Consider the following 19,798-nt stretch of genomic DNA (forward strand, 5'->3'; position numbering starts at 1 on the left):
AACTGGCTCAAACGAAATTGGGCTGATTATAGGTGAAGATAACAGGGCTGACTACGGCACTTCAGAGATAAAATTGAAAGGAATAACGACTTTGTCAGAAAATAATGCTCTAATTGTTATTTCTGTCACACTTGCAGTGACCGCATAAGGTACTAACCGATTTTTATGCTGTTAATCAAGACGTTGGCGAACCCTATTTCTTAAGAAGAGCTCAGGTTTTTATGGTTTTTCCCCATCAGAATTTGTGCAGTTGACGCAGGATACCGGCTGTGACCAAAGCAGTATTGATTATCACCAATATGGGGCCTAAAGCCTCTGCACCTTTTCAGGGCCAGTTTGTAAAAAATCAGGTGCTGGCACTGCAACAGCATCAGGCTTTGGCTTATTTTTATATGAGCTGGCACAACGACAGCCTGCTCAATAAATTGCTGAAATACCCTGTGCTCTTTCTGCAGTTTTTCTGGTCTTATATTCTGAGTTTTAAAAGCTTTGACATTATTCATGTGCACTTTTTTTACCCAACTATCTGGCTGGCTCTGGCCTATAAATATTTGCGTAAACCTTCGGTAAAAATAGTAGTCACCTGCCATGGCAGCGATATTTATCACTATCAGCCTTTTGGTGTTTTGTATCGTTGGTGTAGTCGTCATGTAGAGCAGTGGATTTTTACCAGTGAAAAACTGCAGACGAAGGCCTTTACCACTGTTCCTAAAGCTGTTGTGTTATCAGCAGGTATTGCGCAGTTGTATGCAGATGCAACACAATTCAGCAGAGCAGATAAAGACATTGACCTGCTGTATGTTGGTGCTTTGGATAAAAATAAAGGCATGGACAGGTTGATAGCCTTACTGCCGCAACTCAAAGATAAAACAATTTATCTGGTAGGCACCGGGCCTTATCAGGCGCAATTTGAACAGCTAAAAAAAGACTACCCAAATTTACAGCTTGAAGCTGGCCAAAGTGCAGAACAATTAAAAGCCTTGTATCAGCGCAGTAAATGTTTTTTAAGTTTGTCGCGCAATGAATCCTTTGGCCTGGTGATGACCGAAGCCATGGCCTGTTATACCCCTGTGATTGCGACCCTCACTGATGGTTCGGCAGAGCAGTTGGGTGCAGACTCATTTTGGGTGATAGATCAAACAGATGAACAAGTTTTGCAGCAAAACTTGCTAAAAAAAATTCAGCAGCTATTAAGTTTGTCAGACTCAGACTACACCGCATTACAGCAGTCTGCTCATCAGCATGCAAAAGACTGTCTGGTGGATGATGTAGCGGCAAAAATACAACAGCTGTATCAGGCGTTATGTCCTGAACAACGATCATAAAAAAAGGTAACTATAAAGATGGCAATTCAACCTGAAGTGGTACCAGTAGGTGGCATTGGGGTAATGGCGTTCAGCGATATGGCTGAACTGGTTAATTACATTATTCAGGACGATGGTACTGTCTTTGCAGGTTCTGCTATTGCAATGAATCCGGAAAAAGTGATAGCGGCCAGTAAAAACCCTGAATTGATGAGCATTTTGAACAAGGCCGATATTCGTTATGCCGATGGTATGGGTGTAGTGAAAGTGATGCGGCGTAAATTAGGCCGCAAAGTTGAACGTATTCCAGGTTGTGAGTTGTGGCAGGCATTAATGGCCAAAGCCGCACTAACTAAAACGCCGGTGTTTCTGGTGGGTGCCAAGCCGCAGGTGATGGCGGAAACGGTGGAAAAACTGACGGCTATGGGCGTCAATGTGGTGGCATCGCAAGACGGTTATTTTAAAGATGAACATGAGCTGATCAGCCGTATAGCTCAAAGTGGTGCCCGTATAGTCACAGTGGCTATGGGATCGCCCAAGCAAGAGATTTTTATTGGTAAATGCCAGCAGCAATTACCTGATGCCTATTATATGGGTGTAGGTGGTACTTATGATGTGTTCACCGGTCATGTGCAGAGAGCGCCGGCTTTGTGGTGTAAATTACATTTAGAGTGGGCCTACCGGCTCTTGTCTCAGCCGTCCCGTATTGGTCGTCAATCAAATCTGGCGACTTACGCCTGGTTATATCTGACGAATAAACTCTGATAAAAACGTTTAAAACAAAAAGAATCATAAAGAGAACCATAAAGAGAATCACAGAGAGAAGCATAGTGCAGCAACAATCCGATTTACCTTTGATCAGCGTCTATATGCCTACTTTTAACAGGGTAGATATGGTGCAACGTGCCATTGCCTCAGTGCTGGTGCAGGATTACCCGAATCTTGAATTATTGGTGGTGGACGATGCCTCCACAGATGATACCTGGGAGACGTTAAACCGGGTTTATGCTGATGAACCCAGAGTGCGTCTGTTTCGTCAGGACAAAGGGCAGGGCGCTTGTGCGGCCCGCAACCTGGCGATAGCGCAAGCCAAAGGCGAGTTTGTCACAGGTCTGGATGATGATGATGAATTTTTGCCAAATCGTCTGAGTTCCCTGTATCAGGCTTATGACGATCAGTATGCTTTTGTCTGTTCCAGTTATTTTTGGGATTACGGCACTATTCGCAAACAGCTGTACCCGGACTCTGCCATTGTGGGTTTAAATGAATTGCTGGATGCACATTGTTTATCCAATCAGGTGCTGGTCAAGCGTAGCCGTATGCTGGCGCAAGGTGGTTTTGATATTGGGCTTGCAGCTTTTCAGGATTACGACATGTGGATCCGCTTAGTGGCTGCATACGGCAAAGCGCTGCGTTTGGCAGAAGCCACTTATGTGGTGCATGTAGGGCATGAACTGGGCCGTATTACCACTTCACCTAAACGTCTGGCTGCACAAAGTTATTTTGTTGAAAAACATTTACCGCTGATGAATGAACGGAATAGACAAAACCAGCAATTTTACCGTCTGGTGATGGAGCAGCAGCAACTTTCATTCGGGCGTTTACTGTTTTTCTGCCGTTATGGTTTATGGTCAACGAAGATCCGTTATTACCTGAAACAAAAATTGCAATGGGCGATTAAATTCCGCCAGCAGCTGTTAAGCAAAGGCATTAAAGGGTTGTTTTCGAAAAAATGAGTCAGAATTTATTAGCTCATGCCAATTTTGTTAGTTTGAGTGCTGTATTACTCAGACGCTTTTGGCTGCTGTTACTGGCTGCAGCAGTCTTAGGTGCGGCTGCTTTGTATATAGTGCAACTCAGCACTGCGCTGCGGTTTCAGGCGACAGCTGTTGTGACTTTAACCGATTGGCAAACCGAACGTTTAACCCGACGCGATGATCCAAACGACAAAAATCCTGCCAATGTAGGTGGCGCTTCGGCAGATGCGATGTCCAGAGCTTTGTTGTGGTTAAAAGCCCCGGACTTTTTTCAGTCGCTGGCCCGTTCAGCCAATGCACAGCAGTTAAGTGTGGACCATAAAAGGCGCGGTAATCTGGTGACTTTAAAGTGGATCAGCAACTCAGCAGCCAATGCTGAAACTGAATTGGCTTTGGTGATCAGACTCTGGGATCAGCGCTGGCGCCAGCAGTTTATTCAGCAAAAACAACAAGAGTTAGCGACCTTACAACAACTGCCGGTTACTGATCTGGCGCAACAACAACAACAGCGCACACAATACGAACTGGACTACGCGAAAAAAGCTCAACCTTTTGCTTTACAGCAATTAGAAGGTCCGAAAGCACCAGAACAAAGTGAGCGTCCAGCCTTGTGGCTGATGTTATTGTTTGGTGCATTTTTGGGTTTTAGCTGTGCTTTTATTGTGTTGATGTTATGGCGGCTTTAATGCGCTTGTCTGCTTGTTTCCAGCAGGTGTTGCCTCTGGATAAACTGATCCTGTTATTGTGCAGCTGTTATTTGCTTATCGATGCCTGTAATGGCTTTTTACTGAATCAGTTTGGCCGCAGTTTTGGCCTGTCTGCTCTGTATAAACTGTTGATCCTGACTCTGATGCTGACCTGCTTAAGCTTGCGGACTGCAAAGGCTTTTTTGCTGTTTCCGGCACTTTTTGTGTTGTTGGTGCCAGGGCCATTTTATAGCTGGCTGCAATTGGGCGGTTCTTTAGCTGCAGATATGGGCTTGATGCTCAAACTGATTTCACCTTTTATTGCCTTTTATTACCTGCTGAGTCTGGCCCAACTGGATAAAGCTTTTGCACTGCAATCTATGCACCGGGTTTTTATAGTCAACTATCTGATTATATTAGTCAATTTTGTCTTTGGCGCTTTAGGTTATGGTTATACCTCCTATTTACCCCAAGCCCACCTGACCCAGGTCGATTTGGGCAGCAAGGGCTTTTTTAATGCCGCCAATGAGTTGTCCGTGGTGCTTTTGGTGTTATCAGCCTGGTTATTGCAGTACTACTGGCGACAACAAAAACTGATTTTTCTGGCTGTGGCCGCAAGTTCGCTCTGGTGCGCCAGTTTAATGCTGACCAAAACGGGTTTGCTCGGAACCATTATTTTGGTGCTGTTGATCCCGCTGATGCCGGTTCTTCTCCGGCTGAACTGGTCGCGTCTGGCGCTGCTGATACTCTTGTTGATGGTCACTGTCAGCATACTGATTTGGCAAGCCCCTTTGTTGTTAACTCATCTGGGGCTGGCTGAGAAATTACAGCATATCTACCAGCAGCAAGGTTTACTTGGTGTCTTGTTATCTAACCGTGATAAATACGCGGCAGAGATCTGGCAGATGGCCAGTTTTTACTACAGCGACAGTCACAGGTTTTTTGGCATAGGGCTTATTGGCGTATCAGAGCATTTGTGGAAGTACTGGGCTGAGTCGGATCCTTTTGATTTATTGATCTTTTATGGTGTCGCTGGTTTGATGTTTTTCTTGTGGATTTTTACAGGTTTTATTGCTCAGAATTTAAAGTTGTGCCGGCTTTTTTCCAGCGAATTAGCTGCAACTCTGGTGTTGTTAAACCTGTTATTGTTATTTGTGTCCTGTATCGCGGGTCATGTGATTAGCTCCGGCATGTTGTGGCCTGTTTGGGGCTTTATTAACGCAGCGGCTTTGATCCATTGCTCTGCTGATAACAAGCCAAAACAGGCGGAGCCTCTGCATGTTACGTAGTGATTTCGCGCAAAAACTGTTGAACAACAGCCTGGCTCATGGTCTGAACTTCGGCTCGCGCTGGCTATTGAATCTGGTGGTGGCGCGGCAACTGCTGGCCACTGACTTTGGTGTCTTCAGTTATGTCTATATGCTGGCCAATTTGTTTTTCCCTACCATAGCTTTTGGCGTCAGTTTTTACCTGATCCATTATTCAGCCAGACAGCAACACATCAGTTTGTTGTTGAACAGCCTGGTGCTGAGTTTTATGGTGTTTTTGTTGTTATGTTTGGGTGTCGTTGCTATCGACTACTGGATTAACGACAGTGTCCCTTATTACCTGTACCTGCTGAGTTTATTGATAGGTTTAGTCTGGGCTGTCAGTCAGGCGATATTTTGTTATCTCAAAGGCAGGCAGCAGTTTTTTGTCGAAGTGAAATCACAGTTTGTTGGCGCTTTAAGTTTGCTGGTGGTGGTAGGGTTGCTATTCGGCACAGTGATCACTGAACTGGATGCTATGCTCGAAGCTGTGCTGGTTGCGAGCTTGTTGCCTGTGGTGATGGGATTGAATGTGCTCTGGCCTGAGCTGAAAGCTGGTGTTGGTCCTTATCTGCGTAATTTCAGCCACTACTTTGGCTGGCAGGATATAAGGCGGCGTTTGCATTTTGCTTTGCATGATGTTTTTGCCATTATTATGAGCAATATTCCTTTTATTTTTCTGGCCTTATTCAGCAGCTTGCTGGCGCTTGGGCAGTTCAGAAAACTCTTTATTTTGTTTATGCCTGTTACCTTATTGCCGGTGATTTTTTCACAGGTGTTTTTAAGTCGTTTAAGCCGCCTGACGGATCTGGGCGCTAAACTGCAGTTTTTCCGTAAGATATTCTTCTTCACTTTACCGCTGTTGTCTTTGCCTTATGTGCTGATGTGGCCTGTAGGGGATTGGTTGTATCAGTTGTCCTTTAATGAAGCTTTGGATCCGGAACATCTGTTGATGCTGCATCTGGTACTGGCGACTTTGTGGATCACCTTGCTGAAAACCTATTTTGAAGTGCTGCTGACTTCATTAGGAGCCAACCACTATAAAGCCATGTTGGTCACTTTCGCTGTGGTGTTCACAGCGCTGGCTTACTGCTGGTTTAACTATGGGCTGACAGTGGAATTAACCGCCTGGTTGTTTCTTGCTGGGAATCTGTTGATTACTTTAATGCTGGTGACTGCTTGTGTTTGGCAAATAAGGCTTCAACAAAAAGGTCCAACGCAAAGTAAGGCTGGTTAAGTAACAGCTTGGCTTGTGCTATGGTTAATCTCAGATCTGTTGAAACATCGATGGGGTGGCTGTGTATAAAATTGTGATCATCGCAGCCTTGTTCTGCTGTCAGAGTCATGGTGCCGCACAAATAACCTGGCTCAAAACAGACTGGCCGCCTCATCAAATCACCACTGGTGTTTATCAGGATCAGGGCACTTTTGATGTGCTGCATAAGTTGTTGGTCACAGAACTGCCGCATCTGACCCACCAGACCAAAGTGGTTAATTTGCCCAGGCTGGAGCAGGCTTTTCTGCAAAATAACTACAGTGTGTGCACTTTCGGTTCTATTTTCACCGAAAAAAGAGCAAAGACCCGTTGGTATTCTCAGCCTGTGACTGTACTTCCCGGTTTAGCTGTGCATTTCCGGACTTCTGCGGTAATGCAACAGCATGTTGCGATGCAGGACGACGGCAGTATAGATATGCGTCAACTGGCACAAGATAAAGTTCTGCTTGGTGCTTATCAGCCCAACCGTTTTTATCCGGCCTCTGTGATGGATGCGACTCAATACGCTAACTTTATTCCTCATGAGTTTACCAGCGAGGTAAATGCTGCTGCACTGCTGTTATCAAAGCGGGTTGACTATGTGGTGGAATATCCGGAGCGTATGGCGTTTTATCTGAAAGATTACCCACAAAAAGTGCAGGTCCAAAGCAGGGCAGTAGAGGATGCTTCCCCTTTTGTGGTGTCGCACATCATCTGCAATAAAAGTCCGCAAGGGCAGAAGTTGATCGCTGAGATAAACAAAGCACTGAGTGGCTTGTGGCAAAAACCAGAATACAAAACGGCGATGTTCAGCTGGGTGGATGAAGGCAACATCACCAGACGGGAAAAGATTTATCAGGATTTTCAGCAAGAATCTGCGGCAAAAACTAAACCTTAAGTGTCAGATCCAGCATCCAATTGCACAAAATAAAGAGGCCGGTTATATCACCGGCCTTTTAACATCGATCTGTTCTGCTGAGTGCAGTGCTTAGTGGGCTGAGCGTAACGGGCCTACCACGTTAATCAGGCTGTTTTTACTGAAATCCAAATCACCAAAACCTTTGTGGTTTACCAGGATCACAATGATATCTGCTTTTAAACCTTGTTCCACAGAAACCAGTTCGACATTGGTGGCCAGCTTGTTGGTCTGGTCCACATTAGGTTCTACCGCATAGATTTTACCCTGATAAGCAGCGGCTAAATCATTGACTATATGCAAAGCCGGGCTTTCACGTAAATCGTCAATATCCGGCTTAAAAGCCAGGCCAAAACAGGCGACAGAAGGTTTATGCAAAGCGTGATTAGCCACGGTAGATAAAATTTTCTGCAATACCCATTGAGGTTTAAAGTCGTTCACTTCACGGGCTGTACGAATAAGCTTTGCCTGCTCCGGTGCTGAGTGCACAATAAACCATGGATCAACCGCGATACAGTGACCACCTACACCTGCGCCTGGCGTTAGAATGTTTACGCGAGGGTGGCGGTTTGCCATTTTAATCAGTTCCCAAACGTTAATTTTCAGCTCATCACAGATCAGAGACAGTTCGTTGGCAAAAGCAATATTGACGTCACGGAAGGCGTTTTCTGTCAGTTTTGACATTTCGGCAGTTCGGGCGTCAGAGATTAAACACTCACCAGCTACAAAAGTCTGGTACAGCGCTTTGGCTTTTTCAGAACAGGCCGGGGTTAAACCGCCAACAATACGGTCATTCGCAATCAGTTCATACACGACCCGGCCCGGAAGCACACGTTCAGGGCAATAAGCCACATGAATATCCGGCTGAGAGGAATCGGTAGGTACAGTTAAATCCGGGCGAGCTTCACGTATCCACTGACAAATTTTTTCTGTAGTGCCAACAGGGCTGGTCGACTCCAGTACCACTAAATTGCCTTTGGCCAACACTGGCGCTATAGATTTTACTGCAGCCTCAACATAAGTTAAATCCGGTGACAGATCATCAAAAAATGGCGTTGGCACTGCAATCATAAAAGCATCAGCAGCCGCAGGGCTGGTTTGTGCCGATAAATAACCACCTGTCACAGCTGCATGCACCAGCATGTCCAGCTCAGGTTCTACAATATGAATTTTGCCCTGATTGATGGTATCCACAGCATGTTGATTCACATCTATACCAATAACCCGCAGCTTGCGCGAAGCCAACATGGCTGCCGTAGGCAGGCCTATATACCCTAAACCTATCACCGATACCGTCTTAAACATACTGAACTCCATTAACCTGCTACGTTGGTTTTTATTTGCCGACATCTTACCACAACACGCCAGAAAGCTTAGATGACGAAGCGGGACTGTTGAGAATTTTTTTTAATAAAATAACAGTGTTAGCTGAATGGCGGCTTAGTGACTCTGTGGTATCTTGCAGCAATGAACTGCCCACAGTCGTCATAAGGATTATGCAGTGAAAGATTTTTTAGAACCTTTTTTATACCCACAGAATATATTTCTTTGGTTGTTTTTTTTCGCCTGCCTGTATTATCGCCGAAAAGGGCTGTGGTTATTGTTGATTTGGTTTTATCTGACAGGCAATACCCTGGTGGCAAATCAGGTGCGGGAATGGTATAGCTCTCAAATCAGCACGGCTGCACTGCCCGTTAACTTCAACGGCGACTATGTAGTGTTGGGTTGTGGTGGCAACGAGCATAGTCTGCCGGATTGCGCTATCAACAGGATCAATCAGCTGTCTTTAATGATTAATGCACAGCAGCGCCCGGTGAATGTGCATATGACCACTTTGCACTGCGCGCCTTACGAAGCCTTATTAAAACAAAAAACAGAGTATGCAGCCATTCAGTGTTTTGATGGCGGTCCTACCACGTACCATGAGTTTGCGTCCTTAGATAAAAAGCTGGATAAAACTAAAAGCTATCTGTTTATCAGCAGCGACTATCATGCGCTTCGGGTGAAAAAGTTATCACAAATGCACCAGTTGAATGCACAAGTCTATGCAGCATCCAGTGCAACCTTCAGACCGGTAAATTGTGGCTGGAATTGTTTGCTGACGGTGAATTTGTCGAACTATGATTTGTTTTCAAAGCTGGCGGCTGAAACCGCCAGTTTGCAGGTGTACTGGCTGACTAAAGACTGGACTGAGTGGTATACCCCGCGTTCTTGAAGCTGCAGCTTTGTTGACTGCGCTACTCGCCCCAGTCACATAGGACAACTATGCTCCTGGGGTCTCGCTCGCTTGTCGTCGCGCTGCAACTCCAATTACTTTGGGTATCGATGGGGCATACAGTTAACGGGCGTTGCGGATGATTTCCTGCGCCATTAAATCAGCTACTTCGTTGGTTGGTTTCAGTTGTGCGTCAGCACGTTCGAAGATATTAAGCAGCGTATGGTAAATCTGGTTCACCTTGGTGGTGGACTCTTCTGCGTTATAACCTTGAGCACGCATTTCCATAGCCACGTTGATAATGCCACCAGCGTTGATCACATAGTCCGGCGCATACAAAATGCCTTTTTGACGCAGAATTTCACCATGACGACTTTCTTTGAGCTGGTTGTTGGCACAGCCTGCAATGATTTTGCATTTCAGTTGAGGGATGCTGATGTCGTTAATGGTGGCACCTAAAGCACAAGGAGCGTAGATATCAGCGTCAACAGCATAAATTTCATCTAAGCCTACAGCTGTAGCATTAAACTGTGCTACGGCGCGGCTGACAGCGTCCTGGTTGATATCAGTCACAATCAGTTTGGCGCCTTCTTTATGCAGGTATTCACATAAATAAAACCCAACGCTGCCTAAACCCTGAACCGCAACAGTCAGGCCATTCAAATCATCTGTACCAAACTTATGCTTGGCCGCAGCTTTAATGCCACGGTAAGTTCCTAGTGCAGTGAAAGGACCTGGGTTGCCGCTTAAACCTTCTAAACCAGCCACATAAGGTGTTTCTTTGTTGACGATCATAATGTCGCCTGTGGTGATATTCACATCTTCAGCGCTGACATAACGGCCACTTAAAGAATGCACAAACTGGCCAAACTTGCGGAACAACGCTTCAGATTTTATTTTTTTAGCATCGCCAATAATAACGGCCTTACCACCACCTAATGGCAGACCTGCCATCGCATTTTTGTACGTCATGCCGCGGGATAAACGTAATACGTCAACTAAAGCATCTTCATCCGCCACATAGTCCCACATACGGCAGCCGCCTGTGGCTGGGCCTAAGGCTGTGCTGTGAATCGCAATAATGGCTTTTAAACCTGTGGTTTCATCACTGCAGAATACGACTTGTTCATGGTTATCAAATTCAGGATGGTTAAATACAGCCACGACTTGTTCTCCGTTGATATAACTCACTGCACCAGGCAGGGTAAGGGCTTTTTTGCGCCGCGGAATGTACCACTTCAGTAAAGCTTTCGCCATCAATCTGTAAAAACAAAATCTGGTAAGACCAGGTAATTGTCGACAATGTAAGCCAACTCTTGATTGTCTGGATTGAGTCACATAAAGTAACGCCACTTCAGGAGAGGAATAATCCAATGACAGATCAGTTAACCCCGGAACAGCAAGAACAGGCAAACAATGAATGGGTTCGCACTCAGTTTCAAAAAGCGAACCAGTACCTGGCAGAAAAAGGCATATTGCCAGATACTATTGCAGTATCAGAATCTCGTTATTTAACACCAATATTGGCTGTCTGGAAGATGACAGCACAAAACAGACAACAATACTGGGTGATAAGTGGTGATTTACCTACAGATCATTTGCCTTTGTCGGCGGCAAAAGATGCCAGAGAAGCTGTACGTGCTTTTTCATTCAACTGGCAATTAAAAGCCGAGCAAATTATGAATTCCGGTGCTTTGGATCAAACCAAAGTCGACTTTGCGAATTTATTGGTGCAACGTGCCCATGGTTTGTATGAACTCTTTGATAAAGAAGAGTTATGGGGCAAGCAGAGTTAAGCCAGCAGAGAGTATATAAATCTTTACATGTTATCTCAGACAAAAAAACCGCCATTGGCGGTTTTTTTGTCTTCGGGCCATCAGCAGATCAGAACCTACTCAGTAAAGTACCAGTAGCCTTTATTGATCAGCAGGGTGAGCAGCTGCAAACGACCGTTATCCGCTGCGAAATGCTGGCAGTCTTCCTGACTAAGGCTACTCTGATCTGTTAGTTTTTTCACAGTTTCAAGTTCAGTCACTGGCACTAAAAAGCGGTCGCCGTTGATGAACAACTGAATATCTTCTGCTGGATTAGTTTGGTAATACAAAGTGCGCAAGCCACCTAGTTTGGCCAGCACAGAACCTTCTTCCAGGTACTCACCAATTTCATTGGCTTCATAATGTGGATCAGGCTCTGTGGCATCCAGCTCATGTTTGGCATGGCTGATATAACTGCCAAACCACTGAGCGGCAAAGTTTTTATCGTCCACCAACTGGCGTAACAAATCTTGCACCTGGCTCAGATCCTGTTCGCTGATAGCGCCCACTGACTCTGGTATCTGACGCTCTGGATCAGTAAAACGACGACCCGTAATGTCCTGATCAATCAGATGATCGGCTAAACCTGTCAGTAAGTCTTTTTGCGCCGGAGCGCGGAAACCCACTGAGTAGTTCAGTGATGGATCTAATGAGATGCCGTCATGCGGGCAACCTGGCGGAATGTATAAAATATCACCGGGTTCAGTGATCACATCGATGCAATCAACAAAAGGAGAGACCTGCAATAAACGTGGGTGAGGGCAGTGCTGTTTTAAGCTGCTATCCGGCATACCCACACGCCAGTGTCGTTTGCCCTGACCCTGGATAATAAAGACATCGTATTGATCCAGATGTGGGCCTACACCACCACCGGCTGTGGAGAAACTCACCATCAAATCATCGATACGCCAGTTCGGAATAAAACGGAATGGCTCTATTAAAGCCGCTGATTGTGGGTGCCAGTGATCCACAGCCTGCACTAATAAAGTCCAGCCTTTTTCGCCTAAATGACTAAAGTCTTCAAAGGGACCTGTCTCCATATCCCATACCGCATCTTTATTACTGACAATACGGGATTCAATTTCTTCTTCACCGGCAAGGCCTGCCAGTTCATCCGGACTGATAGGGTCGATAAAATTTTTAAAACCCGCTTTGATCAGCAGTGGTTTTTTCTGCCAGTAGTCCGTTAAAAACTGCTGGGGTGTTAATTCATTTAAAAATAATGGGTACATAAGTCACCATAAAAACAGGGCGATGATATCGCCCTGTTGAAGTGTTTGAAGTGCTGATTAGTTTAGTTTAACAAATCAACAAGTTCGATTGCTGCACCTAAGTAGTTATCCGGGCGCAACGCTTTGAGTTCTGTTTTTACTTGATCAGGCAGTTCTAACTTATCGATAAAGGCAGCTAAGTCTGCTGGCGTAATACGTTTGCCGCGAGTCAGCTCTTTCAGCTTCTCATACGGCTGTTCTATGCCGTATTTACGCATCACTGTTTGTACCGGTTCCGCCAGCAATTCCCAGTTTTGATCCAGCTCGCTCAGCAGGTTGGCTTCGTTGACTTCCAGCTTGCTGATGCCTTTTAAGCTCGCATGGTAAGCGATGACGGTATACGCAAAACCTACACCTAAGTTACGCAGCACAGTGGAGTCTGTTAAATCACGCTGCCAGCGTGATACTGGTAACTTGGAGGATAAATGCTGGAATATGGCGTTGGCCAGGCCCAGGTTACCTTCTGAGTTTTCAAAATCGATAGGGTTTACCTTATGCGGCATAGTGGAAGAGCCAATTTCGCCAGCTATAGTGCGCTGTTTAAAGTGGCCTAAAGCAATATAACCCCAGACATCACGGTCAAAGTCGAGCAGTATGGTATTAAAACGCGCAATGGCGTCAAACAGCTCGGCAATATAATCATGTGGTTCAATCTGAGTGGTGTACGGGTTCCAGCTTAAACCAAGGCTTGTGACGAACTCTTCAGCAAACTGGTGCCAGTTCAGGTTCGGGTAGGCGGATAAATGCGCGTTATAGTTACCTACAGCACCATTGATTTTGCCCAGCAGTTCAACTTTGGCAATTTGCTCACGCTGACGCTTTAAACGCATATAGACGTTCGCCATCTCTTTGCCTAAGGTGGTAGGAGATGCAGGCTGGCCATGGGTACGGGCCATCATAGGGATAGCTTTGTATTTATGAGCTAAAGTTTTGATATCGTTTAATAATTGATCGCACAGTGGTAACAACACTTCATCACGGGCTGCACCTAACATCAAACCATGCGACAGGTTATTGATATCTTCTGAGGTACAGGCAAAGTGAATAAATTCACTGACTGCTGCTAATTCAGCATGACCTGCTACTTTTTCTTTTAATAAATACTCAACAGCTTTGACGTCGTGGTTGGTGGTGCGCTCTATGTCTTTGACACGCTGCGCATCAGCAAGGCTGAAATTGTCGACAATTCCGTTTAACAGCGCGTTAGCACTGTCGGATAAAGCCGGAACTTCAGTGATGGCTGCTGTGGCTGCCAATTTTTGCAACCAACGCACTTCCACAGTCACCCGGAATTTGATTAAACCATATTCACTAAAAAACTCACGCAGCTCGCTGGCTTTTGAGCCATAGCGGCCATCTACAGGGGAGATGGCGGTTAATGCTGATAATTCCATTAGGTGCTCCTATGAATGGGTTGGGGCAATAGTATGTAAAACGGATTTGGCTTCATTAAGCAAGGCTTTGCGTTTGAATATAAAGTGCAAACGACTGCCACCGGACTGGCGCCATAACACCACAGCGCGGATAGCCGCCAATAACAAAGCTCTGACTTTATGCTGGACCAACGGCTGCTTCAACAGCTCTGGCTGACCAGCGACCTGAATTCTTGTGCCTAAAGAACTGATGCATTCGACATAAATATCCGCCAGATTGGCGATGATGTTTTCGTCGGTAATAGCAAAATGCTGCAGTTGCTGCTCTAAACGGGATAAACGCTTGCCCAGGTTATCCAGATTATCGCGGTTTTTGCTTAGCTTACGCTCCAGTGCTATTGCAGAGACCACATAACGGGTCAGCTCCACATCTTTGCGCTGATTGTCACCTAACTGATCCACCAGACACTGATAACCAGCGCGCAAGTTAGCAACATCTTTGCCATAAATATCCAAAGGCTCAGCCGGAGATAAATTGGCGATACTGGCTAAACACAGCTGTAAATCGGCCAGTGCTACATCGTTAGTGCGGGTGACCTGCTGTAATAGTTTAAGGGCCTGGCACATACCGGCCAGAGCAAGGGTTTGAGTCTGAATACTGTGTTGCATAGTTTACTGTATGGCCGAATTAATAATGCCACCACCCAAACAAATCTCGTCGCTGTAAAACACAGCAGACTGACCGGGGGTCACGGCTTTTTGAGGCTGATCAAATACCACAACCACAGTGCCATCCGGCATAGGAGTCAGGGTGCATGGAATATCTGTCTGGCGATAACGGGTTTTGACAGTGCAACGAAGCGCATGCTGTGGGCCTGAGCGGTCTACCCAGTGCAATTGGTTCGCCACTAACCCTTTGGAGAACATACTAGGATGATCATGGCCTTGAGCCACAATAAGACGGTTATTGATCAAATTTTTTGCCACCACATACCAGGGCTGATCATCACCATCTTTTAAGCCACCAATACGTAAACCTTTACGCTGACCTAAAGTGTGATACATCAGGCCATCGTGTTGACCAATTTTATCGCCGTCTACGGTGTAAATATCACCAGGTTGAGCTGGCAGATATTTTTGCAGGAAATCTTTAAATTTACGCTCGCCGATAAAACAGATGCCAGTGCTGTCTTTTTTATCGTGGGTGATTAAACCTTGTTCTTCAGCAATAGCCCGCACCAGAGGTTTTTCCAGATGACCGACAGGGAACAGGGTTTGTGCCACATGCTCTTCGCCTATGGTGTAGAGGAAATAGCTCTGATCTTTATTCGTATCCAAACCACGCAATAACTGCCAGTGGCCATCCACTTCGCGGCGCTGGACATAATGGCCTGTGGCTATATAGTCGGCACCTAAAGCTTCGGCGGCAAATTCAAGGAAAGCTTTAAACTTAATTTCCTTGTTGCACATAATATCCGGGTTCGGCGTACGACCGGCTTTGTATTCGGCAAGGAAATATTCAAACACATTGTCCCAGTACTCAGCGGCAAAGTTGACTTTATGCAGTTTTATACCCAGCTTGTCGCAAACCGCCTGAGCATCTTTTAAGTCTTCTGCAGCAGCGCAGTATTCGCTGTCGTCATCTTCTTCCCAGTTTTTCATAAACAGGCCTTCGACCTGATAACCTTGCTGGATCAAAAGATAAGCGGACACTGAAGAATCCACACCGCCGGACATACCGACAATGACTTTTTTGCTGCTGTTATCTGACATTACACCGCACTTTTAACTGGCTGGATGGGAACGGGCGCGGATTATAGCACCAAATTCTTTGCCAAAAAATGTTAATCAGGCGGAATATGCGACACTGTTTCTAATCTGAATGGATGATCGGGTTTTTAATCTGACTCAGCGGCAGCAGCTGTTTTTGTTCAAACTGGGTGATAGCATCGATTACCAGTTGACTACGCACGGGCAGGGTATGTGCGTTCAGCTCGGCCAGACTTAACCAGTGCAAAGCCAGAATATCCTCATCTTGCGGCTGATAAACAACGGGTAATCCGGTGGGGGTAAAGACAAAATTCACCCGCACATAAAAATGGTCATTGGCGGCTTTCAACTGAGAGATGCCAAGCCAGGCATCAGGTTCTAAGCTCAGGCCTGTTTCTTCCTGTAATTCCCTTTTGACAGCGCTGATTAAGTCTTCATTCTCTTCGACATGGCCAGCAGGCTGATTCAACACCAGACGGCCTGAGGCTTTATCTTTTTCTTCCACCAGTAAATAACGGCCCTGAAAATACAGCACAGCAGCCACAGTTAAATGCAATAAAGGACGGGACATGCAGGCTCCGAAGCAAAGGAAAAGTAGCAAAAATGGCAAAAACTCTGATCTTTATGCCATATATGAACAAAAAATCCGATCTTTTGTTGTAATTGAAGCAAAAAGCCCATAAATCATTAAAGTTGCCACAGTGGTCGGGCCGCAGCCTACTGCTTTTTCGCCCGACAATTAGGTAGGATAAGGCGCGACAGAGCTTGGGCCTCTACTACTTCTGTCGTAAAGCGCTGTCCCTGACTAGGTTCTTACAAATTGCGCTGTTATACTCGCACACCGCGAGTAACTGTAACGTTTTAAACAGCATAGGCCGCATCAAGTGAGACGCGCCTGGCTAACGACTCAATTTTGCTGTAAATCCAGGAAACGATATGACCACCTCAAAAATTATCTACACTATTACGGACGAAGCCCCGGCATTGGCCACTTATTCTTTTTTACCTGTAGTGGAAGCTTTTGCCAAAACTGCGGATATCGAAATTGAAACTCAGGATATTTCTCTGGCTGGCCGTATTGTTGCCTTGTTCCCTGAATTTCTGACTGAAGCGCAGCGTCAACCTGATGCCTTAACAGGGTTAGGCGAGCTGGCCAATACGCCACAAGCCAATATCATCAAGCTGCCAAATATCAGTGCTTCTATTCCACAGTTAGTAGCTGCTATTAAAGAGCTGCAGGCGAAAGGCTACAAACTGCCTGATTACTCGGAAGACCCAAAAACAGCGGAAGAAAAAGAAGCCCGCAGCCGTTACGATAAAGTCAAAGGCAGCGCGGTAAACCCTGTACTGCGTGAAGGTAACTCAGACCGTCGTGCTCCGGCTTCTGTCAAACAATATGCCCGCAAAAACCCACATTCTATGGGCGCATGGAGTAAAGAGTCGAAATCTCATGTCGCCCATATGAGCGCAGGTGATTTCTACGGCAGCGAACAGTCAGTGACTATTTCTGCAGCTGGTCAGGTGCGTATTGAACACGTAGCAGTTGATGGCAGTGTGACAGTACTGAAAGAAAAAACTGCGGTAAAAGCAGGTGAAATTATTGATGCTTCCTCCATGAGCAAAAAAGCACTGCGTGATTTTATCGCTGCTGAAATTGTGGATGCGAAAGCTAAAGATGTATTGCTGTCCGTGCATTTAAAAGCCACCATGATGAAAGTATCTGACCCTATTATGTTTGGTCATGTGGTGACTGTATTCTTCAAAGACGTCTTTGAAAAACACGCCGTTACTTTTGCTGAGTTAGGTGTAGATGCCAACAATGGTTTAGGTGATGTGTACTCAAAAATCGCTAAGCTGCCAGCCGATAAAAAGGCTGAAATTGAAGCCGACATTAAAGCTGTGTATGCCACCCAACCCGCTCTGGCGATGGTGAACTCAGACAAAGGTATCACGAACCTGCACGTACCAAGCGATGTGATTATCGACGCTTCTATGCCTGCGGCTATCCGTTCTTCTGGCCAGATGTGGGGCCCGGACGGCAAGTTAAAAGACACCAAAGCTATTATCCCTGACCGTTGCTACGCAGGCGTCTATCAAGAAACGATCAATTTCTGCCGTGAACACGGTGCTTTTGACCCTCGTACTATGGGCTCGGTGCCTAACGTGGGTTTAATGGCGCAAAAAGCAGAAGAATACGGCTCACACGATAAGACCTTTGAAATCAAAGCAGCTGGTCAGGTGCGTGTAGTAGATGCTGCAGGTACTGTACTTATTCAGCATAACGTTGAGCAAGGTGATATCTGGCGTATGTGCCAGGCGAAAGATGCTCCAATTCAGGATTGGGTGAAACTGGCCGTCAATCGTGCCCGTTTAAGCAAAACTCCTGCGGTATTCTGGTTAGATAAAAACCGTGCTCACGATGCTCAACTGATTGCTAAAGTAGAACGTTACTTAAAAGATCATGACACCACCGGTTTAGATATTCAGATCATGTCGCCGGAAGACGCCACCCGTCATACCTTACAGCGTATTAAAGAAGGCTTGGATACTATTTCTGTCACAGGCAACGTATTACGTGACTACTTAACTGACTTATTCCCGATTCTGGAATTAGGCACCAGCGCTAAGATGTTGTCTATTGTGCCTCTGATGAACGGTGGTGGTTTGTTTGAAACGGGCGCTGGTGGTTCTGCTCCTAAGCACGTTGAACAATTTGTTGAAGAAAACCATTTACGTTGGGATTCATTAGGTGAATTCCTGGCTTTAGCTGCTTCTTTGGAGCATTTAAGTCAGGTGACAGGCAATGCAAAAGCTCAGGTTCTGGCTGATGCATTGGATCAGGCAACTGCTAAGTTCCTCGATAACGACAAATCACCAACCCGTAAACTGGGTCAACTGGATAACCGTGGCAGCCATTTCTATCTGGCATTCTACTGGGCTGAAGCTCTGGCAGCGCAAAGCAAAGATGCAGCTTTAGCCGCTCAATTTGCTCCATTGGCTAAAGCTTTAGCAGAAAACGAAGCCAAAATTGTGCAGGAATTAAACTCTGTACAAGGCAAAGCAGTAGATATAGGTGGTTACTACAAACCAGACGATGCCTTAGCGTCAAAAGCAATGCGCCCAAGCGATACCTTTAATCAGGCATTAGCAGCACTGTAATTTCGGGCAATTATCCTGTGTAAATAAAGGCGCCTTGTGCGCCTTTTTACTTGCTGTAGATCTATAATCACCACTATGTAAAAAGAAAAATGCCAGCTTTAGCTGGCATTTCGTGTAGGTCTCTATGCTTCAGGTGGTTATTCAGGCTTCTCGCCATCTGGCAGTGCTATATTTACTGCATGTAAACCTTTTGGGCCCTCAGACAGGTCAAACACCACGTCCTGGCCGGCCTTCAGCGTACGGTAGCCATCCATGTTAATGGTTGAATAATGGGCGAAAATGTCTTCGTCACGACCATCTTCACGAATAAACCCAAATCCTTTGGCATTATTGAACCATTTCACTTTACCGGTAGCCATACTACTTCCTTCTCTAAGTTAGCTAAATTCTGTATTCTAAGGCGGAGCAACAGGGAGCTGCGGGCAGACTCCACCATTTACTGTAGATAATTTGTGCAACTAGTCAAGTTTTTTGCAGACTTGTAAACAGAGGTTGCAGGTACTATCTATAAGATAAGGGATACAAAGTGGCCGCAAAGCCTGTAGTGGCTTTAGGTCCGGCAAAAAAAATACATCAATGCAATTTTGATGCTTTGAACAGGCGTGGCTATAGTTTATGAGCGGTTATAAAGAAAACAACGTAACAGATCACGGAGTGGTGGAGAAAACCCGGCAACAGGTGAAACCACCTTCCATGTATAAAGTGATACTCCACAACGATGACTATACTCCAATGGATTTTGTCATAGATGTGTTAACCCGGTTTTTTAATATGCAATATGAAAAAGCCAGTGAAATTATGTTGCAGGTGCACAATGAAGGTATGGCGGTTTGTGGTGTGTTCACAGCCGAGGTAGCGGAGACCAAAGTTCAGCAAGTGTCCATTTATGCGAAAGAGCACGAACATCCATTGTTATGTACTATGGAACGGGCTTAACGCCAAACAACTGCTGTAGTAACTCAGGTGGATTA

General features: G+C 45.7%; 19 protein-coding genes. 11 read left to right on the forward strand and 8 right to left on the reverse strand.

The genetic code is table 11. The features are described 5' to 3' along the window. The first annotated feature begins 269 nt into the window (after nt 1-269). The 7 genes from J2W69_RS02165 to J2W69_RS02195 all read left to right on the forward strand — a co-directional run bounded on the left by J2W69_RS02165 (nt 270) and on the right by J2W69_RS02195 (nt 7,207). Entirely contained in the window at nt 270-1,325 is a 1,056-nt protein-coding gene (locus tag J2W69_RS02165) for a glycosyltransferase family 4 protein (protein ID WP_310274106.1), read from the forward strand. A gap of 18 nt (nt 1,326-1,343) precedes the next feature. Continuing rightward, the gene (locus J2W69_RS02170; RefSeq protein WP_310274108.1) at nt 1,344-2,069 is read left to right on the forward strand and encodes a WecB/TagA/CpsF family glycosyltransferase; all 726 of its coding nucleotides are present in this window, start codon (nt 1,344-1,346) and stop codon (nt 2,067-2,069) included. Between the two features lie 65 nt (nt 2,070-2,134). Next, nucleotides 2,135-3,040, forward strand: coding sequence for a glycosyltransferase (locus J2W69_RS02175; RefSeq protein ID WP_310274110.1), 906 nt, complete (start codon nt 2,135-2,137; stop codon nt 3,038-3,040). Next, nucleotides 3,037-3,747 (forward strand): hypothetical protein, encoded by a 711-nt coding sequence (locus J2W69_RS02180; RefSeq protein WP_310274113.1) that lies wholly within the window; start codon nt 3,037-3,039, stop codon nt 3,745-3,747. Before J2W69_RS02175 ends, J2W69_RS02180 begins: the two co-directional genes overlap by 4 nt. Continuing rightward, entirely contained in the window at nt 3,735-5,036 is a 1,302-nt protein-coding gene (locus tag J2W69_RS02185) for an O-antigen ligase family protein (protein WP_310274115.1), read from the forward strand. The genes J2W69_RS02180 and J2W69_RS02185 overlap by 13 nt, the downstream gene beginning before the upstream one ends. Further along, nucleotides 5,026-6,291, forward strand: coding sequence for a lipopolysaccharide biosynthesis protein (locus J2W69_RS02190; protein ID WP_310274116.1), 1,266 nt, complete (start codon nt 5,026-5,028; stop codon nt 6,289-6,291). The genes J2W69_RS02185 and J2W69_RS02190 overlap by 11 nt, the downstream gene beginning before the upstream one ends. Before the next feature lie 61 nt (nt 6,292-6,352). After that, the gene (locus J2W69_RS02195; RefSeq protein ID WP_310274118.1) at nt 6,353-7,207 is read left to right on the forward strand and encodes a transporter substrate-binding domain-containing protein; all 855 of its coding nucleotides are present in this window, start codon (nt 6,353-6,355) and stop codon (nt 7,205-7,207) included. 90 nt (nt 7,208-7,297) lie between these two features. Here J2W69_RS02195 and wecC read toward each other — a convergent pair whose 3' ends face one another. Next, entirely contained in the window at nt 7,298-8,530 is a 1,233-nt protein-coding gene (wecC, locus tag J2W69_RS02200) for a UDP-N-acetyl-D-mannosamine dehydrogenase (RefSeq protein WP_310274120.1), read from the reverse strand. A gap of 196 nt (nt 8,531-8,726) precedes the next feature. Here wecC and J2W69_RS02205 point away from each other — a divergent pair, with 196 nt between their 5' ends. Continuing rightward, the gene (locus J2W69_RS02205; protein ID WP_310274122.1) at nt 8,727-9,440 is read left to right on the forward strand and encodes a hypothetical protein; all 714 of its coding nucleotides are present in this window, start codon (nt 8,727-8,729) and stop codon (nt 9,438-9,440) included. Between the two features lie 123 nt (nt 9,441-9,563). On the opposite strand, the gene J2W69_RS02210 is transcribed toward J2W69_RS02205, so the two are convergent. Beyond that, nucleotides 9,564-10,697 carry a Leu/Phe/Val dehydrogenase gene (locus J2W69_RS02210; protein WP_310274124.1) on the reverse strand — a complete coding sequence of 378 codons (1,134 nt, stop codon included), beginning with the start codon at nt 10,695-10,697 and terminating at the stop codon, nt 9,564-9,566. Nucleotides 10,698-10,813: 116 nt separating this feature from the next. Between J2W69_RS02210 and J2W69_RS02215 the strand changes: the two genes are divergently transcribed. Continuing rightward, nucleotides 10,814-11,236 carry a DUF4826 family protein gene (locus J2W69_RS02215; protein WP_008899347.1) on the forward strand — a complete coding sequence of 141 codons (423 nt, stop codon included), beginning with the start codon at nt 10,814-10,816 and terminating at the stop codon, nt 11,234-11,236. A gap of 95 nt (nt 11,237-11,331) precedes the next feature. Here the strand turns inward: J2W69_RS02215 and J2W69_RS02220 are convergent, their stop codons facing one another. From J2W69_RS02220 to J2W69_RS02240, 5 genes are all read right to left on the reverse strand, one after another. Then, complete coding sequence (locus tag J2W69_RS02220; protein WP_310274127.1) at nt 11,332-12,486, reverse strand: ribosomal protein uL16 3-hydroxylase; 1,155 nt, start codon at nt 12,484-12,486, stop codon at nt 11,332-11,334. Nucleotides 12,487-12,548: 62 nt separating this feature from the next. Continuing rightward, nucleotides 12,549-13,919 (reverse strand): adenylosuccinate lyase, encoded by a 1,371-nt coding sequence (gene purB, locus J2W69_RS02225; RefSeq protein ID WP_310274129.1) that lies wholly within the window; start codon nt 13,917-13,919, stop codon nt 12,549-12,551. Nucleotides 13,920-13,928: 9 nt separating this feature from the next. After that, nucleotides 13,929-14,567, reverse strand: a complete 639-nt coding sequence (hflD, locus tag J2W69_RS02230; protein WP_310274131.1) for a high frequency lysogenization protein HflD — start codon at nt 14,565-14,567, stop codon at nt 13,929-13,931. Between the two features lie 3 nt (nt 14,568-14,570). Next, the gene (mnmA, locus tag J2W69_RS02235) at nt 14,571-15,671 is read right to left on the reverse strand and encodes a tRNA 2-thiouridine(34) synthase MnmA (RefSeq protein WP_310274133.1); all 1,101 of its coding nucleotides are present in this window, start codon (nt 15,669-15,671) and stop codon (nt 14,571-14,573) included. A 100-nt stretch (nt 15,672-15,771) separates the two neighbouring features. Next, nucleotides 15,772-16,239, reverse strand: coding sequence for an NUDIX domain-containing protein (locus J2W69_RS02240; RefSeq protein ID WP_310274135.1), 468 nt, complete (start codon nt 16,237-16,239; stop codon nt 15,772-15,774). Between the two features lie 365 nt (nt 16,240-16,604). Between J2W69_RS02240 and J2W69_RS02245 the strand changes: the two genes are divergently transcribed. Continuing rightward, complete coding sequence (locus tag J2W69_RS02245) at nt 16,605-18,827, forward strand: NADP-dependent isocitrate dehydrogenase (RefSeq protein ID WP_310274137.1); 2,223 nt, start codon at nt 16,605-16,607, stop codon at nt 18,825-18,827. A gap of 137 nt (nt 18,828-18,964) precedes the next feature. Here the strand turns inward: J2W69_RS02245 and cspD are convergent, their stop codons facing one another. Then, entirely contained in the window at nt 18,965-19,186 is a 222-nt protein-coding gene (gene cspD, locus J2W69_RS02250; protein WP_008899354.1) for a cold shock domain-containing protein CspD, read from the reverse strand. 256 nt (nt 19,187-19,442) lie between these two features. On the opposite strand from cspD, the gene clpS reads away from it, so the two are divergent. Then, nucleotides 19,443-19,763, forward strand: coding sequence for an ATP-dependent Clp protease adapter ClpS (clpS, locus tag J2W69_RS02255; protein WP_310274140.1), 321 nt, complete (start codon nt 19,443-19,445; stop codon nt 19,761-19,763). The last annotated feature ends 35 nt before the right edge of the window (nt 19,764-19,798 follow it).

This window comes from Rheinheimera soli, from assembly GCF_031457405.1.
In the GTDB taxonomy this organism is placed as follows: Bacteria; Pseudomonadota; Gammaproteobacteria; order Enterobacterales; family Alteromonadaceae; genus Pararheinheimera; species Pararheinheimera soli_A.